The organism is Streptomyces sp. NPDC087440, from assembly GCF_044744005.1.
GTDB lineage: Bacteria > Actinomycetota > Actinomycetes > Streptomycetales > Streptomycetaceae > Streptomyces.
Genome location: NZ_JBIUXN010000023.1, coordinates 1 through 26,464, shown reverse-complemented (window position 1 = coordinate 26,464; position 26,464 = coordinate 1). Strand labels below are relative to the sequence as shown.

Below are 26,464 nucleotides of genomic sequence, written 5' to 3'. Positions count from 1 at the left end.
ACGGGCGGCACCGGGCTGGGCCGGGAGCGGGAGGGGCCGCCCCCTTGCCCGCCCGTTCCGCCCCCTTGGGCGGCCCCGCCGCCCAAGGGGGCTAGGGGAGGAGGGGGAGGGGGAGGGGGAGGGAGGTCTCGCCGCCCAAGGGGGCTACGCGAAAGGGGGACGGAGCTTGGCCCCGGAGGGGTGCCGGGCCGGGAGGGTTAGGGAACGCGGGCCGTCCACTCGGGGGCGGCGAACTTGGATTCCGCGAGGGCCCGCGCCCGGGCCATCTCCGCCGCAGACACCACCCCCCGCTCCAACCCGTACCGCCCCCGGAACGACGCGATCATCCGCTCAATGACCGCCTCCCGCGCCAGCCCCGTCTGCCGCCGCAGCGGATCCACCCGCTTCTTCGCGCTCTTGGTGCCCTTGTCGGACAGCTTCTCCTTGCCGATCCGCAGCACCTCCATCATCTTGTCCGCGTCGATGTCGTACGCCATCGTCACGTGGTGCAGCACCGCGCCCTCATCGGCGACCATCCGCTTCTGCGCCGCGCCCGCGATCTTCCCGGCGTCCGTGGCGATGTCGTTCAGCGGCTGGTACCAGGCCTTGACGCCCATGTCGGCGAGCGCGCCCAGCACCCAGTCGTCCAAGTACGCGTAACTGTCCGCGAAGGAGAGCCCCTGCACGAGGGCATTGGGCACGGACAGCGAGTACGTGATGGTGTTGCCCGGCTCGATGAACATCGCCCCGCCACCGCTGATCCGCCGCACCACCTGAATCCCGTGCCGCTCGGCCCCCTCCGGGTCGACCTCGTTGCGCAGCGACTGGAAACTGCCGATGACGACGGCGGGCGCACCCCACTCCCACACCCGCAGCGTCGGCGGCCGTCGCCCGGCGGCGACCTCGGCGGTGATGACCTCGTCGAGCGCCATGTGCAGGGCGGGCGACTGCGGGGCCTCGTGGATGAGCTGCCAGTCGTAGTCGGTCCAGTCCGTGGCGTGCGCGAGGGCGCGGCGCACGGCGACGGCGATCCCCTCGGAGCTGAGGCCGAACATCACCGTCCCCTCGGGCAGCGACGCCTCGACACGGGCGGCCAGCCCGGCGGCGTCCGTGTCGGCCGGAGCGCCCTCCAGCGCACCGTTGATGGCGACGATGGCCTCGTCGGGCTCCAGGAAGAAGTCACCGGCGACCCGCACGTTGCGCAGTACCTCGCCGCCGCGTCCGTCCGCCTCCGTGTCGAGGTCGACGACGACCAGCTTGCCGCCGGGGACCTTGTACTCACCGTGCACTGTCTTCCGCCTCCATTGCTCCACCCGACCACCCGGCCGTCCAGCCGTCCGGCCTGCGACAACGCTATCCCGCGCCCGGACATTCCTCCCATTCCAGGTCGTCGTCTGGAAACGGGGCGGAAAACGGGGCCCCGGGCCCTCCAGCATCGGACACATCCGCAGCACACCCGGTTGCGCCCGCCCTCGTCGCACCTGCGCCTGCCGGACTGTCAGTGGGGCGTGCTTTGCTGGACGGCATGATCGATGACCAGCTCGAAGACCGGATCGACGATCAGTTCGTCGCCGCCGTGGAGGCGGCCGTCCGTGCGGCGGCCGCAGCCGAGATCATGCCGCACTTCCGTCGCCTCGCCACGCACGAGGTGGTGGAGAAGAAGGGTCCGTACGACCTGGTGACGGTCGCGGACCGGGGCGCGGAGGAACACCTCACGGCAGCCCTGACCCGGCTGCTGCCCGGCTCGGTGGTGGTCGGCGAGGAAGCCGTCCACGCCGACCCGGCGGCCTACGAGGCGATACGGGGCGACGCACCCGTCTGGATCGTCGACCCGGTGGACGGGACACGGCAGTTCGTGGACGGGGATGCGGGCTTCTGCACGCTGGTGGCGCTGGCGCGCGGCGGCGAACTCCTGGCGTCGTGGACGTTCGCCCCGGCGCGGGAGGAGATGGCGGTCGCGGTACGGGGCCGGGGCGCGACCCTGAACGGCCGCCCCCTGCACGCGGGCTCGCCGCAGGCGGGGGCTCCGCTGCGGGTCGCGATCTCGAACCCCGACTACACGACCCCGCAGGAGAAGCACGCGCTGCTGCGCCTGGCGGTGCCGGGGGTGGAGACACGGGCGTGCGGGTCGGCGGGGCTGGAGTATCTGGCCGTCGCCCGGGGCGAGTTGGACGCGGTCGCCTTCTCGTGGGAGCTGGCCTGGGACCATGCGGCGGGGCTGCTGCTGGTGGAGGAGGCGGGGGGTACGGACCGGACGCGGGCGGGGGAGCGGTACAGGATCGGGGGAGGCAACGCGCTGCCGTTCGCGGTGGGGAGGGATGTGGGGGTGGTGGAGCGGGTGCGGGGGCTTTTGGCGGGGGAGTAGGGGGTCTGGCGGGGTGCCCGGTGCGGGGTGCGGGGCTGTTGCACGGTTCCGTGCGGGTGCGTCGTGGCTGGTCGCGCAGTTCCCCGCGCCCCTGAATGCCTGCCCTTCGGGCGGCACATCAGCGGCGCACCAGGCATCTCGGCCCGTCCGGCGAGGACGCGCGGGCGCGCGGGCGCGGCCCGGGCCGGGGGTGAGGGGCGTAGCCCCGTCAGGGGCAGCCGTCACCACCGGGGGGAGAATACGCGCATGGCAAATCCTGCGCCGAACATCACCCTCGTCCGCGGTGACATCACCGACCAGCACGCCGACGTCATCGTCAATGCCGCCAACTCCACCCTCCTCGGCGGCGGAGGCGTCGACGGTGCCATTCACCGCCGCGGCGGGCCCGCCATCCTCGCCGACTGCCGCAAGCTCCGCGCGTCCCACTACGGCCGTGGACTGCCCACCGGGCGGGCCGTGGTCACCACCGCCGGGAACCTGCACGCCCAGTACGTCGTGCACACCGTCGGCCCCGTCCACCAGCCCCAGCTCACCGGCGACGCCGACCGCGCCCAGTCCGAGCTGCTCGCCTCCTGCTACCGGGAGTCCCTGCGCCTGGCGGGCGAGCTGGGCGCGCACAGCATCGCCTTCCCGGCGATCTCCACCGGCGTCTACCGCTGGCCGCTCTCCGACGGCGCCCGGCTCGCCGTGCGCACCGTCCGCGAGGCCGCGCGCGAGCCCCTGCTCGACATCCGGTTCGTCCTGTTCGACGACGCCGCGTTCGCGCACTTCGAGCAGGCCCTGGTCGCCGCACCGTGATGTCGCTTTTCCGCCAGCCGCCGCACCCCCGGTGCCCGATGCTGGATCCATGACGCCCACGCCACCCACCGACGCCGCGCCGCACACCGGTATCCGTGCCATGCACACCGACACCGACCGCTGTGTCCGCGCCGTGCAGTCCAAGGACGCGCGCTTCGACGGCTGGGTGTTCACGGCCGTCACCACCACCCGCATCTACTGCCGCCCCAGCTGCCCGGTCGTCCCGCCCAAGCCGCAGAACATGACGTTCTACCCGAGCGCGGCCGCCTGCCAGCAGGCCGGGTTCCGGGCCTGCAAGCGGTGCCGCCCCGACACCAGCCCCGGCTCCCCCGAGTGGAACGCCCGCGCCGACGCCGTCGCCCGCGCCATGCGGCTCATCCGCGACGGCGTCGTCGACCGCGAGGGCGTGCCGGGGCTCGCCGCCCGGCTCGGCTACTCCACCCGGCAGGTCGAGCGCCAGCTCCGCGCAGAGCTGGGCGCGGGCCCCCTCGCCCTGGCCCGCGCCCAGCGCGCCCAGACCGCCCGGCTCCTCATCGAGACGACCCCGCTGCCCATGGCGGACATCGCCTTCGCCGCCGGGTTCTCCTCGGTGCGCACCTTCAACGACACCGTCCGCGAGGTCTTCGGCCTCGCCCCGAGCGAGCTGCGCGAACGCCGCAAGAAGGGCCGGGGCGGCCCGCAGACCCCCGGCGTGATAGCCCTCCGGCTCCCCTTCCGGGCTCCCCTCAACCCCGACAACCTCTTCGGCCACCTCGCCGCCACCGCCGTCCCCGGCGTCGAGGAGTGGCGCGACGGCGCCTACCGCCGCACCCTCCACCTCCCGTACGGGCACGGCATCGTGGCACTCTCCCCGCGCCCCGACCACATCGACTGCCGACTCTCCCTCACCGACCTGCGCGACCTCACCCACGCCATCAGCCGCTGCCGCTGGCTGCTCGACCTCGACGCCGACCCGGTCGCCGTCGACGGGCGGCTGAGCGCCGACCCGCTGCTCGCCCCCCTGGTGGACCGGGCCCCCGGGCGACGGGTGCCCCGTACCACCGACGCGGACGAGTTCGCGGTACGAGCCGTCCTCGGCCAGCAGGTGTCGACGGCCGCCGCCCGCACCCACGCCGCCCGTCTGGTTGCCGCGCACGGCACCCCGATCGAGGACCCCGAGGGCGGGCTCACCCACCTCTTCCCGAGCCCCGCCGCGCTCGCCGGGCTCGACCCGGAGACGCTCGCCCTGCCGCGCAGCCGCCGTGCCACCCTCACCACCCTGGTCGCCGCCCTCGCCGACGGCACGATCAAGCTGGGCGTCGACACCGACTGGGACGCCGCCCGCGCCCAGCTCCTGGCCCTGCCCGGCTTCGGCCCCTGGACCACCGAGGTCATCGCGATGCGCGCGCTCGGCGACCCGGACGCCTTCCTCCCCTCCGACCTCGGCGTCAAGAAGTCCGCCCAGAGCCTCGGCCTCCCGCACACCCCGGCCGCCCTCACCGCCCGCGCCGCCGCCTGGCGCCCCTGGCGCGCGTACGCCGTCCAGTACCTGTGGGCGACCGACGCGCACCCCATCAACCACCTCCCGAAGCAAGAGAGTTGATCAGCGATGCCGCACCAGCAGCACACCGTCGTCGACAGCCCGTACGGTCCGCTCACCCTCGTCGCCACCGACGGCGTCCTGTCCGGCCTCTACATGGTCGGCCAGCGCCACCGCCCCGCCGAAGAGACCTTCGGCGACCGGGACCCCGAACCCTTCCCGGAGGTCGTCGCCCAGCTCGACGCCTACTTCCAGGGCGAGTTGACCGAGTTCACCGTCCCGCTGGCCCTGCACGGCACCGCATTCCAGCGCGCCGTGTGGGAGCAGCTCCAGCAGATCCCGTACGGCGAGACCCGGACGTACGGTCAACTCGCCCAGCAGATGGGCAACATGGGAGCCTCCCGTGCTGTCGGGCTCGCCAACGGCAAGAACCCGGTCGGCATCATCGTCCCCTGCCACCGCGTCATCGGCTCCACCGGCAACCTCACCGGCTACGGCGGCGGCCTCGACCGCAAGCAGCGCCTCCTCGCCCTCGAGAGCGGCGCCCCGGCCGAAGCCGCCCTGTTCTAGAGGTTCCAGAGCCCGGCCGGCCGCCTCCTGCTAGAGCCCGGCCAGCAGCTTCGGCAGCGCCGTCCCGATCGGCTCCCGGATCACGTCGTCGGCGAGCGGGTCGTACGGCGTCGGCTCCGCGTTCACCACGATCAGCCGCGCCCCGTGCTCCGCCGCCATCCCGGCGAGCGACGCCGCGGGCTGCACCTGGAGCGTGGAGCCGACCGCGACGAACACCTCGCACGCCTTCGCCACCGACATCGCGTAACCCAGCACCTCCTGGTCCAGCACCTGCCCGAACATCACGGTCGCCGCCTTCAGGATGCCCGCGCACGCCCGGCACGCCGGGTCCGTCTCGCCCGCGTCCACCCGCTCCAGGGCCTCGTCCATCGAGGACCGCGCACCGCACCCGGTGCACACCACCGCCCGTGCGGTGCCGTGCAGTTCGAGCACCTTGCGGTCCGGCATGCCGCCGAGCTGGTGCAGCCCGTCCACGTTCTGCGTGAGCACCCGCACCGCGAACCCGTCGCGCCCGTCCAGCTCGGCGACCGCCCGGTGCGCCGCGTTCGGCGCCGGGTTCCACGTCGCCTGCTCCCGCCGCATCAGCCACGACCTGCGGCGGATCTCGGGGTCGGTCATGTAGTGGCTGTACGTGACGAGCTTCTCGGCGTCCGGATCGCGCCGCCACAGGCCGTTGGGGCCCCGGTAGTCGGGGATGCCGGAATCCGTGGAAATACCGGCCCCGCTGAAGATCGCCACAAGAGTCATGGCCGGAGGCTATGCGCGGGCTCCCGCCCGACGCCACCGCAATTGTGCCGCCGCGACTCCCGCGCCAGCCACGGCGCGGTCACCGCCACGAACAGCCCGAACAGCAGCAGCCGTTGCAGCCCGGGCGCGTCCTGCACCCGGCTGTGCAGCGGCCCGTACACGGCGTACGCGTTCGCCACGAGGTCCGTCGCCATCACCGCACACGTCAGCCACACCCCGGCCGCGCTCCGCCCGCGCACCGCCCCCCGGACGACCAGCGCCAGGGCCAGCGGGTCGAACAGGGTCAGCGAGGTCCAGTACAGGTCCAGCCAGTACGGGGCGAACACCTCGTGCGGCCGCAGACCGTGCACGAACAGGTCCGTGAGGTGGGTGATCGTACCGATGGACAAGCCGACGACGTATCCGAGGACGACGCCCCCGCGCCACACCTGACGACCCCTCACACGGCCTCCCCGCTCTGCGAGTTCACCAGGACGTCCCCCGCCCCCGTCCGGTAGTACAGCACGGAACGCCCCGCCCGCCGACGCCGCACCAGCCGCGCGTCCAGCAGCACCTTCAGATGCCGTCCCACCGACCCCAGCGGCAACCCCGTCAACGCCACCAGGTGCGTGGTGCTGCGCGGTGCGTCCAGGAGTACGAGCACGGAGGCGCGGCCCCGCCCCAGCAGGGCCGCCAGCGCCTCCGGGGCCGGGGGGAGCCCCGGCTCGGCGAGCGCGCCCGCGCACGGGTAGACCACCGCGTACCGGTGCCCGCCCGCCCACGACACCCAACTCGTGTCGAAGCTGACCGGGACGAACAGCAGCCGCGCCCCCGAGGTCTGGCGCGGCGCGTGCTCATGCGTGTTGATCTGCAACCGGTCGCCGCCCAGCCAGCGCATCCCCGGCCGCATGTCCTCCAGCGCCGCCGCCCAGCCGCCCCGGCTCAACTGCGCCGTCCGCGCCACGATGTCCGCCTCCAACACCCGCCTGCGCACCGGCCATTGGGGAAGTACGGTCCGCTGCCACACCCACGCGACGAGGTCGGCGGCACGGTCCGCGAGGTCCGGGCGGCACAGGGCGGGCGGCGGCGGGCCGCCCAGCGCGACCGTGAGGTCGTCGTGCACCTGGGCGGGCGTCGTCGCCCGCATGACCGCCAGCTCCTCCTCGAAGGTCTGCCCGCCCTCGGCGGAAGGCGTCGGGGTGATGAAGTCCGCGTTCCACAGCGGGCGGAACGCGGCCTCCAGGAGGAGCGGGGTGAGCGGATCGGCCCGGACCATCCCCTGGAAGGCGGGCAGGTGCTCGGCCAGCCAGGCCCGCTCGCCGGGGTGGGCGGCGGGGGCGTGCCGCTGGAGCAGCTTCAGGCTCGAAATGGTCTCGCTGAGCGGGGACACCACGAACCGCCCGCGCGCGAGCGTGTCCGCGTCCACCTGCCACCAGCCCATGCGCACCCCCGTCGACCGCCCCAGTCCGCGACCTTTCGCGTCTCCGCGAAACATTACGCCGACCGCACGGGCCCTCCCAGACTCCCCCCATGCGCACTTACCGCGAACTGTTCCGCCAGCCGGAATTCACTCCACTGTTCCTGGTCGCCTCCGTGAGGTCGGCGGCACAGACCGTGACGGGTCTGGCCCTCGGCGTCCTCATCTACGCCGACACGGGCTCCCCGCTCCTGTCCTCGCTCGCCATGTTCGGCCCGTCCCTCGCCCAACTCGTCGGCGCCTCCACCCTGTTGAGCGCCGCCGACCGCATCCCGCCGCGCGCCGCGATCACCGGCCTCTGGCTGCTGTTCGCGGCGGCAGCGGCGGTGCAGGCGATACCGGGGCTGCCGGTGGGCGTCTCCTTCGCGGTCCTGCTGGTGCTGGGCATGTTCGCCTCGCTCGGCGGGGGAGTGACGTACGGGCTCCTCCAGGAGATCCTGCCGAAGGGCGGCTTCCTGATCGGCCGCTCGGTGATCAACATGTCCAACGGGGCCACCCAGATCCTCGGCTTCGCCACCGGCGGCCTGCTGGTCACCCTCCTGTCGCCGCGCGTCACGCTGCTGGTGGGGGCCGGGATGTACCTCGTGGCGGCGGCCGTCGCACGCTGCGGACTGAGCCGCAGGCCCGCGCGGGCCCAGGGACGGGCGTCGATCTCCGCGACGTGGCGCACCAACGGGGTCCTGTGGTCGTCGAAGCCGCGCCGCTCCGTGTACCTGATGCTGTGCGTGCCGAACGGGCTGATCGTGGGGTGCGAGTCGCTGTACGTCCCGTACGAACCGGCTTACGCGGGGCTGCTGTTCGCGAGCGCGGCCGGGGGGATGCTGGTGGGGGACACGCTGGTGGGACGGTTCGTCCCGGCCCGGTGGCGGGCGAGGGGCGGGCCCGCGCTGCGGCTGCTGCTCGCGGCGCCGTATCTGGTCTTCTTCCTGCGGCCGCCGCTGGGGGTTGCGGTGGGGGTGGTCTTTGTCGCCTCGATCGGCTTCGCGGCGACCTTGCTGCTCCAGGAGCGGCTGTTGACGCTGACACCGGACGAGTTGAGCGGGCACGCGCTGGGGCTGCACGGGTCGGGGATGCTGGCGATGCAGGGGGTGGGGGCGGCGCTGGCGGGGGCTTTGGCGCAGGTGGTGTCCGTGGGGGTGGCGATGGGGGTGATGGCGGGGGTATCCGTGGTGGTCACGGTGGTGTTGGAGCGGGGGGCTGCCGCGGGGGGCGGGGTGGTGCCTGCTCGGGCAGAGGGGCGTGTTTGAGGCGGGCCTCGTTGGATCCGGGGCCGGGAGCGGGGTGGGTTTCTCCCCTCCCCGCCCCTTCCCGTAACCCTGCGGGGCCGTGAACGGGTCCGTGCGGGTGCGTGGGTGGCTGGTCGCATAGTTCCCCGCGCCCCTGCATGCCTGCCCTTCGGGCGGCATGTCGGCCCGTCGCGCAGGCTCCTATCCCACCCTGCGGCCGTTCTCCAGTTCTACGGCGCCCGTGCCGTCCGCGGCGGCGGCCAGGGCGGCGAGGATGCGGCCGCAGAGGTGGTTCAGGGCGTGGGTGGGGATCTCGTCGACCGGGACCAGCCGCCAGGAGACCAGCTCCTCCTCCTGGAGGCGGATGGCCGCCAGCTGCCCGGCGTCCAGCACCCCGCCGTCGTACAGGTACGCCACGATCGGCGGCCGTCCCGGCCCCACCACCCAGTCCACGGCGAGGAGTCGGCCCGGTTCGACGTCCAGGCCGATCTCCTCCAGGGTCTCGCGCCGGGCCCCCTCGCGGGGCGACTCACCGGTGTCCGACTCGACCGTGCCGCCCGGCAGCGCCCACCCCTCCCGGTAGTTCGGCTCGACCATCAGCACCCGGCCCTCCTCGTCCCGGAAGAGCACGGCGGCCCCGGCGAGGACGCGGGGCAGCGAGGCGATGTACGTGGCGTAGTCCTGGATGTGCTGGGTTCCCTGGGTCACCCGCCCACCCTACAAATCCGCCTTGTACGCTCGCTCGCGATCGCACCGGGGGCGCCCGAAAGGGCGAGGAGGGGGACGTACATGCTGGTGGATTTCGGACAGGAGCCGCTGGGCGGGATTCTCGCGCAGGGCGGCGTCACACACGCGACGGAGGAGACCCTGCCGGAGGGCTGGCCCCAGATGCCGGAGGCCCGTGACTTCCTGCTGCGGGTCGGGCTGCCGCGCGAGGCCCCACTGATGCGGTTCGACCTCGACGGCCCCCTCCCGCCGCGCGGAGGCTGCCGCGAGATCGGGGTGTTCACCTTCCTGCCGGCCACGCACCGCATCGTGCTGGAGGGACCCAGCGGCCGGGTGTACGCCGAGACCCAGGGACACCGCTCCCTCCTCGCCTCCGACCTCTCCTCCCTCGTCCACCTCGCCGAACTCGTCGCCCTGCTGGACCCCGGCAGCGGCCGCTACGACCGGCGCGCCGTCGACTGCGGGGAGGCGACGGTCACCGGGATGCAGCGCGCGATGCTCGAACTCGTCGGCGAGACCGACCCGGTGCTCCTGGACGTCGCGGGGGACATCTCGCCGTTCTGGCGGGCGCAGATGGTGATCCGGCCCCTCGCCTGGATCGCCGGGCCGGACGAAGGGGAGGGGGAGAGGGAGGAGAGCGGGCTCGCCTTCGATCTGGCCGGGGGGTTCATGGAGGACACGTTCCCCGCCTACGCGATCCGGCGGTACGGCGACGGCGAGCTGCCCGCGCTCCTCCGGCACGGCCCCACCCGCCGCTTCCTGGAGACCCACGGGCTCCCCGCAGAGGCCGAGGCGGTGTGGCTGAACGAGCCCGCCGAACCGTGGACGGACAGCGGTGAGGGATACGGCACCCCGCCCCGCGCGGACCGCATGGTCAGCCTCGGCGGCATCACGGAGGACACCGAACTCCTCCTGGAGGGCGACACCGGGCGCCTGTACGGCTGGCACGCGGACGACGTCCTGATCCCGCTCAACGGAGACGTCTCCGCGCTCGCCTTCACCCAGTGGGCGCTGCCGCAGATCCGCGCGCTCGACTCCGTCCACCACCTCACCGGCGCCGACCACCCCATGGCCGCCGCGACCTTCACCGAACTCCTCGCCTCCGTCGACCCGTTCGGCGCGCACGCCCCCGCCGAGCCGCCGATCGGCGAGAACATCTGGCCCGGCCTCGTCGACGACGTCGTCATGGAGGCGATCTCCGCACGGAGCACGGACGAGGACGGGGCGCTGCGCATTCCGTACGACCGGCCGCGCGCGGAATCCGTGTACGGCGCCGAAGGCCTGGTCACCGCCTCCGCCCTGCCGCCCGGACTGCGGCACGCGCCCACCCGCGCCTTCCTCACCGAGGTGGGGCTGCCGCGCGAGGCGCCGATGCTGCGGTTCGACCTGGGGCTGGAGAAGGCCGAGCAGGGGGCGTACTACCGGCTGGGCTCGTTCACGTACGGCCGCAGCGATCAGCCGGTGCTGCTGGAGGGCGACACCGGGCGGGTCCTCACCACCGACTTCTACCACCGCAAGGAATGGCGGGCCCAGGACCTGCAGCTGCTCGCCTCCGACGTGTCCACGCTGTCCTACCTGCTGGAGGCCGTGGCCAGGATGCGGCCCGACACCGGCCCGTACGCCCGGGACCGGGTCGCCTGCGGTGCGCAGGTGGTCGAGGCGCTCCAGGAGGAGATGGTCGGGGTGGTCCGGGAGTGCGATCCCCGGATGCTCCAGGACGACGTCGGGATCTCGGGGTTCTGGCGGTTCCAGATGCTGCTGCGGCCGCTCGCGTGGATCGCGGGACCCGGCCCGGACGGGCTCCTGTTCGACCTGCGGGTCGAACTGATCGAGGCGGACCTGGACGAGGGCTTCGGGGCCTTGTTCGTCCTGTCGGAATCCGGCCTTCCGGCCACGCTCACGCATCCTGCCACCCGCAGGTTCCTTCTGACGGAGGGGCTCGCGGACGTCGACACCGTCATGGTCGACATGGACAGTCCGGCGCTGCCGACGGTCGCCGAGCTCTACGCCCGGGAGGAGGACCCGAGCGCCGTCTTCCTCACGGACTTCCCCTACGACGAGGAGTGCTACCCACGCCCCGAAAGGGCCGAGGAGGTGATCCGGCTGGGCGTGATCAACGAGGACGGAGCCCTGCTGCTCGACGGGCCCACGGGCCGCGTGTACGCCCGGTTCATGGAGGACGGCGAAGAGTGCCCGGGGAACGCCGACATCTCCTCGTACAACTTCACCGTCTGGATGATCTCCCGCGTCCGCAGCCTGTCCGCCCAGGGCCGCCTCGGCGGCGAACACTCCGTGCTGGTCGAGACGTTCCTCGACGTGCTCGGCACGGTCGACCCGGAGGCGTATCCGCACATGAACGCCGAGACGCTGTGGTTCTACTACCTGGGGGACGACCAGATGGTGCACCTGGAGAGCTGAACATGCCGAAGGGGCGCGGCAGTTGCTGCCGCGCCCCTTCTCGTGCGTACCGAACCTCAGTCGTCGATACGGGACTTGGCCGCCCGGCGCAGGCGCGGGTGCCGCCGGTCGGGGCCCTGCTCGGTGATCGCGTCGCCGACCATCGCGCGCACCGCGTCGCGCAGTCCGTGCAGCGCGTGGTGGCGGGCCGGGCCCGCGCCCGGGTCCTCGCGCAACTCCTTCACCAGCGACCAGCACAGCCCGAGCATGACGAGGACGAACGGCAGCGCGACCAGGATCGTCGCCGTCTGGAGGGAGTTGAGGCCGCCCGCGACCAGCAGACCGGCCGCGACCGCCGCCATCAGCACGCCCCACAGCACCACCAGCCAGGTCGGCGGATGCAGCGAACCCCGACTGGTCAGCGAACCCATCACCAGGGACGCCGAGTCGGCGCTGGTGATGAAGTACGTCATGACCAGCAGCATCGCGATCACCGAGGTGACCGTGCCGAGCGGCAGCGCGTCCAGCAGCGCGAACAGCGAGGCCTCCGCACCGTCCTTGATCGAGCCCGCCATGTCCGCCACGCCCGTGTCATCCAGGCGCATCGCGGAGCCGCCCATCACGCAGAACCACACCACCGTCGCACCGCTGGGCACCAGCAGCACGCCGATCAGGAACTCGCGGATGCTGCGGCCCTTGGAGATCCGGGCGATGAACGTGCCGACGAACGGGGCCCAGGACAGCCACCACGCCCAGTAGAAGATCGTCCAGGTGCCCAGCCACTCGCTGTCGCCGAACGCGCCGGTGCGGGTCGCCATCGGCAGCAGGTTGTTCAGATAGCCGCCGATCGAGGCGGGGATCGCGTCCAGGATGAACACCGTCGGCCCGAGGACGAACACGAACAGCATCAGCAGGGCGGCCAGCACGATGTTGATCGTGCTGAGCCACTTCACGCCCTTGTGCAGGCCGGAGAAGGCGGACAGCACGAACGCCGCCGACAGCGAGCCGATGATGATCAGCTCGACGGTCTTGGTGTCCTCGATGCCGGTGACGATGTTGAGGCCCTTGGAGACCTGGAGGGCGCCGAGGCCCAGGCTGGTGGCGGTGCCGAAGACGGTCGCGAACACGGCGAGCAGGTCGATGACCTTGCCCTGCCAGCCGTTGGTGCGCTTCTCGCCGAGCAGCGGCACGAAGGCCGAACTCATCCGGTTGCCGCGGCCCTTGCGGAAGGTGGCGTACGCGAGGGCGAGACCGGCGACGCCGTAGATCGCCCACGGACCCAGCGTCCAGTGGAAGAAGGAGTACTCCAGGGCCGCGCGGGCCGCGTCACCGGTGCCGGGCTTGGCGCCGCTGCCGGGAGGCGGGGTGAGGTAGTGCTGAAGCGGTTCTCCGACACCGTAGAACATCAGGCCGATGCCCATGCCGGCGCTGAACATCATCGCGATCCAGGCCAGGTTCGTGAACTCGGGCTCGGAGTCGTCCCTGCCGAGCCTGATCCGGCCGAACCGGCTGAACGCGATGCACAGGCACATCAGCAGGAACACGTCGGCGGCGATGACGAAGAGCCAGGCGAAGTTGTCCAGGACCCAGGCGAGGGCGGACGAGGAGGCGCTCTCGAAGGAGCTCTTGCCGAGGAAGGCCCAGGCGACGACGGCGGCCACGGCGAGTACGCCGATGACGATCACCGTGTGGTCGGGCCTGCCGTCGGTGACGGGGTGGGCGCCCGCGCCCCCGGCGGACGGCCCGCTTCCGTCCGGCGACTCGGGGGGCGGCTGCGGTGGATCGAGGGATTCCGTACTCATGCCGCACACCTTATGGTGCGCAATGTCGTGATATTGAGGGTTGGCGCGCCGTCAGAAGGGGTGCGGTGGGGGTGCGGTGGGTTCCAGCAGGCGAAATTGGCCATGGGCAGGGGGTGGACAGGGCGGTTATGGTCGGGGCGGCGCGACTGCCTGTTCGAAAGCAAGGGATGCAAGGTGGCGGACGGAGCAGCAAAGAGTGCGGCGAGCGAGGAGACCGGTGCGAAGGCACGGGTGCTGATCGCCGCCGACAAGTTCAAGGGCTCGCTGACGGCCGTACAGGTCGCGGAGCGGGTCACGGCCGGACTGCGCAGGGCGGTCCCCGGGGTCGAGGTCGAGTCCCTGCCGGTCGCCGACGGCGGCGACGGCACGGTGGCGGCGGCGGTCGCCGCGGGCTTCGAACGTCGTGAGGTACGGGTCACGGGCCCGCGCGGCGAGGGGCTGACCGCGGCGTACGCGTACCGGGAGGCGGACGGTACGGCGGTGGTGGAGATGGCGGAGGCCTCGGGCCTCCAGCATCTCCCGGCCGGTGTCTTCGCCGCCCTCACCGCCACCACCTACGGCTCGGGCGAGCTGCTGCGGGCGGCGCTGGACGCGGGCGCGAAGACGATCGTGTTCGGCGTGGGCGGCAGCGCGACGACGGACGGCGGGGCCGGGATGCTGGCCGCGCTGGGCGCACGTTTCCTGGACGCGGCCGGCAACCCGGTCGCCCCGGGCGGCGGGCCGCTGGCGGACGTGGCGACGGCGGACCTCTCCGGGCTCGACCCGCGCTTCGGCTCGGCCGGGGGCGTGGACCTGATCCTGGCCAGCGACGTGGACAACCCTCTGACGGGCCCCAAGGGCGCCCCGGCGGTCTACGGCCCGCAGAAGGGCGCGTCGCCGGAGGACGTGGCCACCCTGGACGCGGCGCTGGCGCACTTCGCGTCGGTGCTGGGCCCGGCGGCGGGCGGCCCGGACGTGGCGGACTCGCCGGGTGCGGGGGCCGCGGGCGGCATCGGCTACGGGGCCCTGACGGCGCTCGGTGCCCGCTTCCGCCCCGGCATCGAGGTCATGCTCGACGTCCTGGGCTTCGCCCCGGCGCTCGACCGGGCCACCCTGGTCATCACCGGCGAAGGCTCCCTGGACGAGCAGACCCTGCACGGCAAGGCCCCGGCCGGGGTCGCTGCCGCGGCACGGGCGGCGGGGGTGGAGGTCGTGGCGGTCTGCGGCCGTCTGGCCCTGCCGGAGTCGGCGCTGACGGAAGCGGGCATCCGCCGGGCGTACGCGCTGAGCGCGCTGGAGCCGGATGCGGCGAAGAGCATGGCGCAGGCGGGGGAGCTGCTGGAGCGGGTGGCGGAGTCCATCGGCCGGGACTTCCTGGCGTAGGGGGGCGCGGCGCGGCTGGGCGTGACAGGGGGCCGTCCCCGGTGTCGGGGCCGGACCAGGGCCGGAACCGGGCGGGGCCGGTGTCGGGCGGGCCGCCCCCTTGCCCGCCCGTCCCGCCCCCTTGGGGCGGCCCCGTCGCCCAAGGGGGCGGGGCGGTGCCCCGGGAGGGGGATGGTGCCCGGAGGGCATCCATCCAGGGGCGCGGGGAACTGCGCGACCAGCCACGACGCACCCGCACGGACCAGAGACCACGACGCACCCGCACGGAACCGAGACCACCCCCACCCCCGCACGGCCACCACTCAGCCCCGCGGGTTTAGGTGAAGGGGCGGGGCTGGGGCGAGCGCCGCAGGCAAGGGGGTGCCGGGCACGGCACACGGAGCGCCCGCCGCAGCGGCCCAGTGACACCCCGCCCGCCCCACCCCGCCCACCGAGCGGACCAAGCCCCCGGCCGACCTACCACCGGTCGCGGTGGAGCACCTCCGCCACAGGCTTCCTGCGCACCGGCCCGAACTTCCCCTTCGGCCACCCCACCGGAATCACCGCGAACGTATTCATCGCCTCGGGGATACCCAAAGCCCCCTTCCACTCCCGCTCCAGCATCAAATGCCAGATCGTCACGTTCGCCGCGAGCCCCAGCCCCCGCGCCGCCAGCAGCAGGTTCTGCACCCCGGGGTACACGCACGACCCCTCCGCCAGCGTCAGGAACCGCTCCTGCGTGCTCGCCATGTGCGCGAGCCCCTCGGGCCCCAGCGCCGCCGCCGATGCGGCCAGCCCCTCCTCGTCCACCCTGGGCTCCGGGAACTGGTAACAGGGAATGATCACCGCAGGCGTGTCCGCGAAGTGGTCCCGCTGGTAGCGGATCGCCGCCACCATCCGCCCGTACGCCTCCTCGTCCATCCCCTCCGGTGCGAACTTCCCCGTCGTCGCGAGATAGGCGTCGACGCACCGCTCCCACAACGGCGCCAGCTCCGCCATCACATGACGATCCGTCACCACCACGTACTGGAACGCCTGCATGTTCCCGCCGCTCGGCCCCCACACCGCCGCCTGCACGAGCTGCTCCAGCAACTCGTCCGCCACAGGCTCGGACTTGAGGCGGCGCATCGCGCGCATGGTGGACATCGTGTCGAAGAGCGCAGGCACGTGCGCATCGTTGGTCATGATCGCGGAGTGTACGGCCGCCCGCCACACACCCGGCCGCCACCCCCACCCCGCCTCACCCCGCCGACAGCCGGAACGCATCCAGCGCCAACGTCATCTCCGTCAGGTCCCTCGGCCGCGACAGCGACCGCGAGGTCAACTGCTCCAGCCGCTTCAGCCGGTTGAACACCGTGTTCCGGTGGCAGTACAGCCGCGTCGCCGCCCGCCCCGCCGACCCCTCCGCCCCCAGCCACGCGTCCAGCGTCTCCAGGAGCACCGCCCGGTCGCCCGGGTCCAGCGCCAGCAGCGGCCCGAACACCTCCGTCACCAGCCGCGCCGCCAGCTCCGGCTGCCCCACCACCAGCGCGGTGGGCAGCCGCTCGTCCAGCCGTACGATTCCGGAGCCGCCCGGCGGCTGCGTCGCCCCGCAGGTGAGCAGCGCCGTCTCCGCCAGCCGCCGGGCCAGGCCCAGTTCGGCGAGCCCGTCCACCACCGGGCTCAGCCCGCCGGGACCCGCGCACCGCCGCTCCAGCTCCGCCGCCAGCTCCCCGAGCCCCGCCCCGGGCCCCAGTGCCACCACCGCGATCTCGCAGTCGGTCCGCATCCGCCAGAAGAACCGCAGCCCGCCCGTCGCCGTCACCCGGTGGAACCGCTCCCGCCGGTCCGCCCGCAGCACCGCCACCGCGTACCGGCCCTGCTCCGGCAGGTCGAGTCCGGCCGCCGCGTTGGCCACCACCCCCGCCGAGGTCCGCCCCTCCAGCAGGGCGTCCAGCAGCGCCTGCACGTGCTCGTCGCTGCGCCGCCGCATGTCCTCCTCGGTACTGCGGTACGCGTCGGCGACCGTGGCGGCCTGCCGGTCGACGGCCGCCCACACCAGGGCCGCGGTGTGCACGAGCACCGGCAGCGCCTCGGGGTCCTTCGCCGAGACGATGTCGAGGAGCTCGTCCCACACCAGGTACCCGGCCTTGCGGTAGGCGTGCAGCAGCAGGTCCAGCGCGAGGCCCTGCTCCGCCCGCCGCCGGCCCAGCTGGTGCGCGAACTCCAGGTCCCGGCGGGGCGCCGACCGGGATGCCGTGATGGCCTCGATCCCGTACCGCAGCGCCTCGTTGATCTGCTGCCAGTGTTCGTCCGCCGGTACCGCGACGTCGTACTGCGGGGAGTGCGTGCGGAGTTCGCCGATCAGCAGGTCGGTCAGGTGCCCGACGCGTTCGATCAGCACCTCGGACGCGGCTGCCAGCACCGTCCGCTCGTGGTCCGTGCGTGCTCTGCGGCCATCCATGCCCGGTGAGGATGCCACCGCCGGGGCGAGGTGGACAGACCCGCTGTGCCCGTGCACAACGCCCCCGGTCCCGTACTGGTCATCGGCAGCGATTCGGACGTACCCGCTGGACGGTTACACGTGTCGGGTGTTGGTGTGTGCCCCCACGGCGGCCCCAGCGACGGTCCGCCGGCGGACCGCCGCCATGGAAGGAGCCGTTCCCGTGGGGTCTCCCCGTTCCTCCTCAGGTTCTCCGCCCGGCGCCCTGGAGGTGCGCGGGCTGTCCGTCGGGTACGGCCCGGTGCGTGCCCTGCGCGGGGTGACGCTGGACGTCCCGGCCGGGTCCGTGGTCGCCGTCCTCGGCGGCAACGGGGCGGGCAAGTCGACCCTCCTGCGGGCGATTTCGCGCACCCTGCGCCACCACGGGGGAGCGGTCGCCGGGGGGTCGGTCGCGTACGACGGCCATGATCTGCGCGGCACCGGCGCCGCCCGTGTGGTGGCCGCCGGTCTCGTCCAAGTCCCGGAAGGGCGACAGGTTTTCGCCCGGATGACCGTGGCCGACAACCTCCGTGCCGGAGCCCTCGGGGCGAGCGGCGGGCGGGCCGCCGCGAGACGCGCGCAGGCCCGCGTCCACGCACTCTTCCCCGTCCTCGCCGACCGCGCCCACCAGCGCGCGGGCCTGCTCTCCGGCGGCGAGCAGCAAATGCTCGCCCTGGGAAGGGCGTTGATGTCCGGGCCGCGGCTCCTGCTCCTGGACGAACCCTCCCTCGGTCTCGCCCCGCTGATGGCCGCCCGCATCGCCGAGACCGTCCAGGTGATCAACACCGAAGGCACCTCGGTCCTCCTCGTGGAGCAGAACGCCGCCCTCGCCCTGCGGCTCGCCACCACCGCGTACGTCCTCGACGTCGGCGAGGTCGCCCTGCACGGCCCGGCGGCCGAACTGGCGGCCTCCGACGAGGTGCGCCGCCGCTACCTGGGCGTGGTCGACGAGACGGCGGCCGAGGACGCGGGCCGGGCACAGGCGACGGCCTCGACGCTGAGCAGGTGGACGGCATGAGCGCGGGCGACACCCTCCACGTGGCAGACGTGACGGTCAAGTTCGCGGGCCTCACCGCCCTCGACTCCGTCTCCTTCACCGTCGAACCCGGCAGCGTGCACGCCGTCATCGGCCCCAACGGGGCAGGAAAATCAACCTGCTTCAACGTCCTGTCCGGCGTCTACCGCGCCACCTCCGGCAGCGTCCGCCTCGGCGACGCCGAACTCACCGGCCTCGCCCCGCACCGCATCGCCGCCCTCGGCGTCGCCCGCACCTTCCAGAACCTCGCGCTGCCGCCCCGCGCCACCGTCGCCGACAGCCTCCTCCTGGGCCGCCACCGGCTCACCCGCACCGGGTTCCTCGCCGCCGGACTGCGCCTGCCGTCCGCCGCCCGCGAGGCCCGCCACCACCTCCGACGCGTCGACGAGATAGCCGAGTTCGTCGGCCTCGCGGACGACCTGGAGAAACCCGCGGGAGTCCTCCCGTACGGAAAACAGAAGCTCGTCGAACTGGCCCGCGCCCTGTGCATGGAGCCCCGTGTGCTCCTCCTGGACGAACCCGTCGCGGGCATGACCGCCGACGAACGGCGCGCCACCGCCGCCGTGATCGCGGGCGTACGGGACGGCCTCGGCATCTCGATCGTGCTGGTCGAGCACGACATGGGGGTGGTGATGCGGCTCGCCGACGCCGTGACCGTACTCGACTTCGGCAAACGCATCGCGGGCGGCACCCCCGCCGAGGTGCAGAGCGATCCCGCCGTCGTCCAGGCCTACTTGGGGGCTCCCACACCATGACGACCTTCGTCGAACTCCTCCTCGGCGGGCTGTCGATGGGCGCCGTCTACGCGCTCATCGCCCTCGGCTTCGTCGTCATCTTCAAGGCCACCGAAGTGGTCAACTTCGCCCACGCGTCCCTGCTGTTGGCGGGCGGCTACCTCACCGCCGTCCTCCACGACGACCTCGGCTTCTGGCTCGCGCTCGCCGTCGGCGTCGCGGGCGCGGCGGTCGTCGGCGCGGCCGTCGAGTTCTTCGTGATGCGCCGCTACCGGGGCAGCGACCACAGCGTCCTCGCCATCGTCACCATCGGCGTCGACATCCTCCTGGTCACAGAACTCACCCGCCGCATCGGCACCCGCGTCCTGTCCCCGGGCGACCCGTGGGGCGACCGGGTCGCCACCTTCGGCTCGATCTCCCTCGCCCACACCCGCATCGCCGCCCTCCTCGCGGCGGCGCTCCTCATCACCGCCTTCCTGCTCGCCTTCCGCCACACCTCCTGGGGCGTGGCGATGCGCGCCGCCGCCGAGAACCCGCAGACGGCGGCCCTGATGGGCGTCCGGCTGGGCCGGGTCTCGCTCTCCGCCTGGGCGGTGGCGGGCGGGCTGGCCGCCGTCGCCGCACTCTTCCTCACCGTCTTCCCGACCCCCGGCCTCGAACGCGCCACCTCCCTCGCCGCCATGAAGGCCTTCCCCGCCGCCATCCTGGGCGGCCTCGACTCCACGACGGGCGCGCTCGCGGGCGGCCTGATCGTGGGCGTCGTCGAATCCCTGGCCACCGGCTACCAGGGCGACCTGTCCTTCCTGGGCCGGGGCATCGGCGATCTCGCGCCCTACCTGGTGATGGTCGCGGTCCTGCTGATCCGCCCGGCGGGTCTCTTCGGCACGAAGGAGCCCGCCCGTGTCTGACCGCGACCGCCCCACCCCGAACACGGAATCACCCACGCCGCCGGTCCTGCCGGGCCCCGGCGCCTCGTCCACCCCGCGCGACCCGGGAGCCCCGTCCGTCCCTTCCGCTCCGTCCGCCTCGTCCGGCTCGGACGCCTTCTCCGGTACGGTCCCGGGCGCTGCGGCACCGGGCGACGCGCCCGCCGGACCTCCGGCGCCGGGAGCCCACGACCAGGCGGGGCGGGGTTCGGGTGCGGCCGTTCCCCGTACCGGAGGGTCGGCTGCCCGTACCGGGGATGAGGCTGCCGGGCCGCTCCGGAGCGGGGTTCCTTCCGCTTCCGGAGGGGGCGATCGTACGAACCCCTCCTCCCGGGAGCGGCCCCCCGCCCGCAGCGACGGGGCCGGGCCCAGGGCGGACGCCCCGGACAGGGCCGGTGCTCCGGCAGACCCGGCCGCCCCGGGCCGCAGCCGCGCGGGCACCGTCGAGGTGGCGGGCGGCGCGGGCGGCCCCGCAGCGGGCTCCGGCGGCGGGGCCGGGACCGGTGACCGTTCGGGTGGCGGGCCCGGCGCCAGTGAGGGTTCGGGCGGTGGGTCCGGTGACGGGGCGGGCACCGGTGCAGGCACCGGCACCGGCACCAGCACCAGCACCGGCACGGGCCCGAGGGCGGGCAGTGGGGCGGGGGCGGGCACGGGCCCGGGGGCGGGCGCCGGGTCGGGTGCGGGCTCGGGGAGGACCGGGATCGTAGGTGCCCTCAGGCGTCCCCGGGCGTACCTCTGGGCCGGACTCGCGGTCCTCCTCCTCGCCCTGCCCTTCTACCTCGACCGGTTCTGGCTCCAGGCCGGGCTGTTCGCCATGGCCGCCGCCATCGCCGCCATCGGGCTCAACCTCCTCACCGGCGCGACCGGCCAACTCTCCATGGGGCACGCCTTCTTCCTCGCCGTCGGCGCGTACAGCTACTGCGTGCTCGCCGCCGGGCCGAGCGTCGAGAACGGGCACCGGCTGACCGGTCTCGGGCTGCCGGGGTGGTTCGCCGCCGTCCTCGCGGTGGGTGTCGCGGGGCTCGCGGGCGGGCTCTTCAGCCCGATCGCCGGGCGGCTGCGCGGTGCGTACCTCGGCATCGCCACCCTCGCGCTGATCTTCATCGGGCAGCACGTCCTGTTCAACGCCCGGGATCTCACGGGGGGATTCAACGGCCGTACCGTGCCGCCCCTTTCGCTCTTCGGCGTCACCTTCGACGACACGCAGACCATCATCGCGGGCGTCCCCTTCGAGTCCGCCGAGAAACTCTGGTACGCGGCCCTGCTCGCCCTGCTGCTGTGCGCGCTCTTCGCCCGCGGCGTCCTGCGGGACCGCCCCGGACGGGCCATGAACGCCATCCGCGACCACCGCATCGCGGCCGGCGTGATGGGCGTGCCGGTGGCCCGCTACCGGGCGTCGGTGTTCGTGCTGTCGTCCATGTACGCAGGTCTCGCGGGCGTGCTGCTCGCGCTCGTCTTCCAGCGGACCGTGCCCGAGTACTTCGGGATGACCCTCTCCCTGGAGTTCCTCGCCATGATTGTCATCGGCGGTCTCGGCTCCGTGCGCGGCGCGGTGATCGGCGCCGTCTTCGTCTCGCTCCTGCCCCAACTCCTCACCCGCTACAGCGAATCGCTGCCCCTGGTCTCCGCCCCCGGCACCGGCGGCGGCATCGCACCGGGGGAGGCGTCCCGCTATCTGTACGGCGCGGCGGTCGTCGTCGTGGTCCTGTTCCTGCCCGGCGGTCTCTCCCGCCTCCGTCTCCGAAGCAGTGTCCGAAGGGGAAGCACATGACGAAACGTTGGTTCACCACCACCGCTGCGGCGGCCACCCTCCTCGCCCTGACCCTCGCCGCCACCGGATGCAGCAGCAAGGCGGGCACCGGCAGCCAGGGCAAGGAGGACGCGAAGGGCGTGAAGACCGGCGACGGCATCACCGACACGGTGATCCCGCTCGGCGTCCTCACCGACCTGACCGGTGTGTACGCCTCCCTCGGCAAGAGCCTCACCCAGGCCCAGCAACTGTGGGCCAAGGAGCTCAACGCCAAGGGCGGCATCTGCGGCCGGAAGATCGAACTCACCGTCCGCGACCACGGCTACGACCCGCAGAAGGCAGTTTCCGCGTACACCGAACTGGAGCCGAAGGTCGCCGGGTACGTCCAGTTCATCGGCTCGCCCTTCGTCGCGGCGGTCAAGCAGCGCGTCGAGACGCAGGACAAGGGGCTGATCCTCCCGCAGGCCTGGTCCGCCTCGCTGCTGGGCAGCCCGTACGTCCGGGTCGTGGGGGCCACGTACGACATCGAGACCATCAACGCGCTGGACTTCCTGCTCACCCAGAAGAAGATCGCCAAGGGCGACAAGGTCGGCCATGTCTACTTCGAGGGCGACTACGGCGAGAACGCCCTCCGGGGCTCCACGTACGCTGCGGAGAAAGCCGGGTTGACGATCGTCGAGCAGAAGATCAAGCCGACCGACAACGACATGACGGCCCAGGTCACCGCCCTGAAGCAGGCGGGTGTGAAGGCGATCATGATCAGTGCGGGCCCGCGCCAGGCGGCCTCCCTGGTCGGCGTCGCCGCGGCCGGCCGCTTCGCCGTCCCGATCATCGGCAACAACTCCGCGTTCTCCCCGCAGCTCCTGGCCACCCCGGCGGGGCCCGCCCTCCAGAAGAACTACTGGGTGGCCTCCTCGACCCTGCCCATCGGCTCCCCGGAACCTGGCCCCGCCGGCCTCTCGAAGGCGTACAAGGCGGAGTACCCGAAGGACGCCCTCGACAACGGCGTCGCCGCGGGCTACTCGGCGGGCAAGATCTTCGAGGAAGTCCTCAACCGGGCCTGCAAGGACAAGAACCTCACCCGCGAGGGCATGGCCAAGGCCGTCCGCTCGATGAACGCCTTCGACAACGGCTTCGGCATGACCCACGACTTCACCGACCCGAAGCTCCCCTCCACCCGCCAGTCGGTCATCATGCAGCCCGACGCGAACACGCCGGGCGGCCTGAAGGTCGTCCAGGCCGCGACGACGTCGAAGACGGCGGAGGGCTTCACGTTCGGGGAGTAGTACGGGATGTTCAGGCGTCGGCCGCGGCGCGCAGCACCTCCTCGGTGGAGGTGACCCGCGCGAAGCGGCCGCCGTGCAGCGAGACGGCGGTGGAACGGGACAGCTCGTCGGCGCTCTGCTCCCAGCCGAAGGGGCCCTGGAGGCCGAAGGTGTAGGTGGCGTCCAGCGGGAGCACGACGCCGTAGCCGAGGTTGCCGCCCATGCGGGCCGTGGTCTCCACGCACATGTTGGTCTGGATGCCCGCCACCACGAACTGGTCGACGCCCGCCTCCTTGAGCCATTCGTCCAGGTCGGGCGTGCCGTAGAAGGCGGAGTTGACCACCTTGGAGACGAGCAGTTCGGGGCCGGAACCCTTGCCGCGGCGGTCCTCGACGTACGGCTTGAAGTCGTTGCCGGGTGTCCCGGGGAGCAGCGGCGACTGCGGTTCGGTGGAGTCGTGGCGTACGAAGACGACCGGGCGGCCCGCGGACTGCCACGCCTCGATGAGCGCGGCGATGTTGTCGTCGGCGGACGGGTTGTTGCGGGTGCCCCAGAAGGGGTTCTCGAAGCCCTGCTGCACGTCGACGACGACCAGGGCGGTGCGCTGCGTGATGTCCATGACGATGATCCTGCCGTGCCGTGCGGGCGGCCAACAGGGGGTGGAAAGTCAGCGATCGATGGGAAACCGCCAGTTGTCAGTGGTGGCACGTAGGGTCGTGCCATGCCTTCGGAAAACGCCCGCACGGCGTCCTCGCACCCGCAGTCGCACCTCACGGGGTCCGGCCCCGCCGAGCCGAGCCCGATCGGGTCAAGTTCCCTTGAGCCGGGCCCTCTTGGGGCGAGCCCGGTCGCCGCGTCGCACCCGGCGGACGGGCACGGCCTGATCCAGGTCCGCGGCGCCCGGGAGAACAACCTGCGGAACGTCTCCGTGGACCTGCCCAAGCGCCGTCTCACCGTCTTCACCGGAGTCTCCGGCTCCGGCAAGTCCTCGCTGGTCTTCGGCACGGTCGCCGCCGAGTCGCAACGGCTGATCAACGAGACGTACAGCGCCTTCGTCCAGGGCTTCATGCCGAGCCAGAGCCGCCCCGACGTGGACGCCCTGCACAACCTCAGCGCCGCGATAGTCGTCGACCAGGAGCGGATGGGCGCCAACTCCCGTTCCACCGTGGGCACCGCCACCGACGCGTACGCCATGCTGCGCATCGTCTTCAGCCGCCTCGGCACACCGAACCTGCCGAGCGCGGGCGCGTTCAGCTTCAACGTGCCCGAGGGCATGTGCCCGAAGTGCGAGGGCATGGGGCAGGTCTCCGACATCGACGTTGACCAGCTGGTCGACCGGGAGAAGTCCCTCAACGAGGGCGCGATCATCGTGCCCGGCTCCCCGGTGGACTCCTGGCCGTGGCAGATCACGGTCAACTCCGGCTTCTTCGACGCCGACAAGAAGGTGCGGGACTACACCGAGCAGGAGTGGGCCGACCTGCTGCACATGCCGCCGACGAAGGTGAAGGTGGGCAAGAACAACTTCACGTACGAGGGACTCGCGGCGCGTGTGCAGCGGACCATCCTGGTCAAGGACCGGGAGTCGATGCAGACCCACATCCGGGCCTTCGTGGACCGGGCCGTGGTCTTCGCCGACTGTCCCGAGTGCGGCGGCAGCAGGCTGACCCGGGCGGCCCTCGCCTCGAAGATCGACGGGGTGAACATCGCGGAGTGCTCCGCGATGCAGATCAGCGACCTGGCGAAGTTCGTCGGCGGGATCGCCGCCCCGGAGGTCGCCCCGCTCCTGACGAACCTGCGGGAGCTGCTGGACTCGCTGGTCGAGATCGGGCTCGGCTACCTGAGCCTGGACCGCCCGGCCGGGACGCTGTCCGGTGGCGAGGCCCAGCGCGTGAAGATGGTGCGCCACCTCGGATCGCCGCTGACCGACGTCACGTACATCTTCGACGAACCGACGACCGGACTGCACCCGCACGACATCCGCCGCATGAACGACCTGCTGCTGCGGCTGCGCGACAAGGGCAACACGGTGCTGGTCGTCGAGCACAAGCCGGAGGTCATCCGGATCGCCGACCACGTGGTGGACCTGGGGCCGGGGGCCGGCACGGCCGGTGGCGAACTGTGCTTCAGCGGCGACGTGGCGGGGCTGGAGGCGTCCGGGACGCTGACCGGGCGGCACCTCTCGCACAAGGCGGAGCTGAAGGCGCAGGTGCGCAGGCCGACGGGTGCCCTGCCGATCGTCGGGGCGAACCAGCACAACCTCCAGGACGTCAGCGTCGACCTGCCGACCGGTGTACTGACCGTGGTGACCGGGGTCGCGGGCTCCGGCAAGAGCTCCCTCATCCACGGGAACCTGCCGGGCCGGGAGGGCGTCGTGGTCGCGGACCAGTCGCCGATCAGGGGGTCGCGCAGGTCCAACCCGGCGACGTACACCGGGCTGCTGACCCCGATCCGCAACGCCTTCGCCAAGGCCAACGGGGTCAAGGCGGCCCTCTTCAGCGCCAACTCCGAGGGCGCGTGCGGTACTTGTAGCGGGATAGGCCTGGTCTACACGGACCTCGGGGTGATGGCCCAGGTCTCGTCGGTGTGCGAGGTGTGCGGCGGCAAGCGCTTCACGGCGGAGGTCCTGGCGTACACGCTCAACGGCAAGAACATCCACGAGGTGCTCGGGATGTCGGTCGCCGAGGCCCACGACTTCTTCGCGGACGACAGTGCGGTCGGGGGAGCGGCCGGCAAGCAGGCCCGGGCCCTGCTCGGTCGGCTGGCCGACGTCGGACTGGGGTACCTGCGGCTCGGCCAGCCCCTCAACACGCTCTCGGGCGGCGAGCGGCAGCGTCTGAAGCTGGCCATCCACATGGCGGAGAAGGCGGCGACCTACGTCCTGGACGAGCCCACGACCGGGCTCCACATGGCGGACGTGGACCAACTCCTCGCCCTCCTCGACCGGTTGGTCGACGCGGGGAACACGGTCATCGTCATCGAGCACCACCAGGCGGTGATGGCCCACGCGGACTGGGTCGTGGACCTGGGGCCCGGGGGCGGGCACGAGGGTGGGCGCATCGTCTTCGAGGGGACACCGGCGGACCTGGTCTCCTCCGGCACCACCCTGACGGCCCGCCACCTCCGCGACTACGTCGAGTCCTGAACCCTCGCGGGGGCGGGGGGTGGGGCTGGGGCTGCGGGGGTGTGCCCATTCCCCGCAGCCTCTTTGGTCCGTGGCCGCCCTTCTCCTCTTCCCTTGAGCCCCCTTGGGCGGCGGGCCGCCCCGTCCCTCTCCCTAGCCGCCTTGGGCGGCGGGGCCGCCCCCCGGGGGCGGGACGGGCGGGCAAGGGGGCGGCCCCTCCCGCTCCCGGCCCGCCCGGGTGCCGC

General features: G+C 72.8%; 22 protein-coding genes. 13 read left to right on the top strand and 9 right to left on the bottom strand.

The window, feature by feature from the left end; genetic code table 11:
- Positions 1-197: 197 nt before the first annotated feature.
- Complete coding sequence (locus ACIO3O_RS34175) at positions 198-1,268, bottom strand: biotin/lipoate A/B protein ligase family protein (RefSeq protein ID WP_401752711.1); 1,071 nt, start codon at positions 1,266-1,268, stop codon at positions 198-200.
- 236 nt (positions 1,269-1,504) lie between these two features.
- Between ACIO3O_RS34175 and ACIO3O_RS34170 the strand changes: the two genes are divergently transcribed.
- The 4 genes from ACIO3O_RS34170 (at position 1,505) to ACIO3O_RS34155 (ending at position 5,231) form a co-directional block, all read left to right on the top strand.
- A complete protein-coding gene (locus ACIO3O_RS34170; RefSeq protein WP_401752710.1) occupies positions 1,505-2,344 on the top strand; it encodes an inositol monophosphatase family protein in 840 nt (279 codons plus the stop codon).
- A 246-nt stretch (positions 2,345-2,590) separates the two neighbouring features.
- The gene (locus ACIO3O_RS34165) at positions 2,591-3,142 is read left to right on the top strand and encodes an O-acetyl-ADP-ribose deacetylase (RefSeq protein ID WP_401752708.1); all 552 of its coding nucleotides are present in this window, start codon (positions 2,591-2,593) and stop codon (positions 3,140-3,142) included.
- Positions 3,143-3,242: 100 nt separating this feature from the next.
- Positions 3,243-4,724 (top strand): AlkA N-terminal domain-containing protein, encoded by a 1,482-nt coding sequence (locus tag ACIO3O_RS34160; protein ID WP_401752895.1) that lies wholly within the window; start codon positions 3,243-3,245, stop codon positions 4,722-4,724.
- Between the two features lie 6 nt (positions 4,725-4,730).
- The gene (locus ACIO3O_RS34155; protein WP_401752706.1) at positions 4,731-5,231 is read left to right on the top strand and encodes a methylated-DNA--[protein]-cysteine S-methyltransferase; all 501 of its coding nucleotides are present in this window, start codon (positions 4,731-4,733) and stop codon (positions 5,229-5,231) included.
- 30 nt (positions 5,232-5,261) lie between these two features.
- Here ACIO3O_RS34155 and ACIO3O_RS34150 read toward each other — a convergent pair whose 3' ends face one another.
- Genes ACIO3O_RS34150 through ACIO3O_RS34140 form a run of 3 tightly spaced genes read right to left on the bottom strand, consistent with a single transcriptional unit; the run spans position 5,262 to position 7,398 of the window.
- Entirely contained in the window at positions 5,262-5,978 is a 717-nt protein-coding gene (locus ACIO3O_RS34150; RefSeq protein WP_401752704.1) for an SIR2 family NAD-dependent protein deacylase, read from the bottom strand.
- Complete coding sequence (locus ACIO3O_RS34145; RefSeq protein WP_401752703.1) at positions 5,975-6,421, bottom strand: hypothetical protein; 447 nt, start codon at positions 6,419-6,421, stop codon at positions 5,975-5,977. The genes ACIO3O_RS34150 and ACIO3O_RS34145 overlap by 4 nt, the downstream gene beginning before the upstream one ends.
- Complete coding sequence (locus ACIO3O_RS34140) at positions 6,418-7,398, bottom strand: transcriptional regulator (RefSeq protein ID WP_401752701.1); 981 nt, start codon at positions 7,396-7,398, stop codon at positions 6,418-6,420. The genes ACIO3O_RS34145 and ACIO3O_RS34140 overlap by 4 nt, the downstream gene beginning before the upstream one ends.
- 89 nt (positions 7,399-7,487) lie before the next feature.
- On the opposite strand from ACIO3O_RS34140, the gene ACIO3O_RS34135 reads away from it, so the two are divergent.
- The gene (locus ACIO3O_RS34135; RefSeq protein WP_401752700.1) at positions 7,488-8,681 is read left to right on the top strand and encodes an MFS transporter; all 1,194 of its coding nucleotides are present in this window, start codon (positions 7,488-7,490) and stop codon (positions 8,679-8,681) included.
- Between the two features lie 180 nt (positions 8,682-8,861).
- On the opposite strand, the gene ACIO3O_RS34130 is transcribed toward ACIO3O_RS34135, so the two are convergent.
- Positions 8,862-9,368, bottom strand: coding sequence for an NUDIX domain-containing protein (locus tag ACIO3O_RS34130; protein WP_401752698.1), 507 nt, complete (start codon positions 9,366-9,368; stop codon positions 8,862-8,864).
- Positions 9,369-9,449: 81 nt separating this feature from the next.
- Here ACIO3O_RS34130 and ACIO3O_RS34125 point away from each other — a divergent pair, with 81 nt between their 5' ends.
- Positions 9,450-11,804, top strand: coding sequence for an SUKH-4 family immunity protein (locus tag ACIO3O_RS34125; protein ID WP_401752696.1), 2,355 nt, complete (start codon positions 9,450-9,452; stop codon positions 11,802-11,804).
- A gap of 56 nt (positions 11,805-11,860) precedes the next feature.
- On the opposite strand, the gene ACIO3O_RS34120 is transcribed toward ACIO3O_RS34125, so the two are convergent.
- The gene (locus ACIO3O_RS34120) at positions 11,861-13,585 is read right to left on the bottom strand and encodes a BCCT family transporter (protein ID WP_401752695.1); all 1,725 of its coding nucleotides are present in this window, start codon (positions 13,583-13,585) and stop codon (positions 11,861-11,863) included.
- A gap of 102 nt (positions 13,586-13,687) precedes the next feature.
- Here ACIO3O_RS34120 and ACIO3O_RS34115 point away from each other — a divergent pair, with 102 nt between their 5' ends.
- Entirely contained in the window at positions 13,688-14,947 is a 1,260-nt protein-coding gene (locus ACIO3O_RS34115) for a glycerate kinase (RefSeq protein ID WP_401752894.1), read from the top strand.
- Positions 14,948-15,403: 456 nt separating this feature from the next.
- On the opposite strand, the gene ACIO3O_RS34110 is transcribed toward ACIO3O_RS34115, so the two are convergent.
- Positions 15,404-16,111 carry a nitroreductase family protein gene (locus ACIO3O_RS34110; protein ID WP_401752693.1) on the bottom strand — a complete coding sequence of 236 codons (708 nt, stop codon included), beginning with the start codon at positions 16,109-16,111 and terminating at the stop codon, positions 15,404-15,406.
- Between the two features lie 55 nt (positions 16,112-16,166).
- The gene (locus ACIO3O_RS34105; RefSeq protein WP_401752692.1) at positions 16,167-17,369 is read right to left on the bottom strand and encodes a PucR family transcriptional regulator; all 1,203 of its coding nucleotides are present in this window, start codon (positions 17,367-17,369) and stop codon (positions 16,167-16,169) included.
- A 184-nt stretch (positions 17,370-17,553) separates the two neighbouring features.
- Between ACIO3O_RS34105 and ACIO3O_RS34100 the strand changes: the two genes are divergently transcribed.
- The 5 genes from ACIO3O_RS34100 (at position 17,554) to ACIO3O_RS34080 (ending at position 23,119) form a co-directional block, all read left to right on the top strand.
- On the top strand, positions 17,554-18,405 hold the full coding sequence (locus ACIO3O_RS34100) for an ABC transporter ATP-binding protein (RefSeq protein WP_401752691.1): 852 nt from the start codon (positions 17,554-17,556) through the stop codon (positions 18,403-18,405).
- On the top strand, positions 18,402-19,178 hold the full coding sequence (locus ACIO3O_RS34095) for an ABC transporter ATP-binding protein (protein ID WP_401752689.1): 777 nt from the start codon (positions 18,402-18,404) through the stop codon (positions 19,176-19,178). Before ACIO3O_RS34100 ends, ACIO3O_RS34095 begins: the two co-directional genes overlap by 4 nt.
- Entirely contained in the window at positions 19,175-20,065 is an 891-nt protein-coding gene (locus ACIO3O_RS34090) for a branched-chain amino acid ABC transporter permease (RefSeq protein ID WP_401752687.1), read from the top strand. Before ACIO3O_RS34095 ends, ACIO3O_RS34090 begins: the two co-directional genes overlap by 4 nt.
- A gap of 718 nt (positions 20,066-20,783) precedes the next feature.
- Positions 20,784-21,854 (top strand): branched-chain amino acid ABC transporter permease, encoded by a 1,071-nt coding sequence (locus ACIO3O_RS34085; protein ID WP_401752893.1) that lies wholly within the window; start codon positions 20,784-20,786, stop codon positions 21,852-21,854.
- Complete coding sequence (locus ACIO3O_RS34080) at positions 21,851-23,119, top strand: ABC transporter substrate-binding protein (RefSeq protein WP_401752685.1); 1,269 nt, start codon at positions 21,851-21,853, stop codon at positions 23,117-23,119. The genes ACIO3O_RS34085 and ACIO3O_RS34080 overlap by 4 nt, the downstream gene beginning before the upstream one ends.
- Positions 23,120-23,129: 10 nt before the next feature.
- Here the strand turns inward: ACIO3O_RS34080 and ACIO3O_RS34075 are convergent, their stop codons facing one another.
- Positions 23,130-23,717 carry a cysteine hydrolase family protein gene (locus ACIO3O_RS34075; RefSeq protein ID WP_401752683.1) on the bottom strand — a complete coding sequence of 196 codons (588 nt, stop codon included), beginning with the start codon at positions 23,715-23,717 and terminating at the stop codon, positions 23,130-23,132.
- Between the two features lie 261 nt (positions 23,718-23,978).
- Between ACIO3O_RS34075 and ACIO3O_RS34070 the strand changes: the two genes are divergently transcribed.
- Complete coding sequence (locus ACIO3O_RS34070) at positions 23,979-26,240, top strand: ATP-binding cassette domain-containing protein (RefSeq protein ID WP_401752892.1); 2,262 nt, start codon at positions 23,979-23,981, stop codon at positions 26,238-26,240.
- Positions 26,241-26,464: the final 224 nt, after the last annotated feature.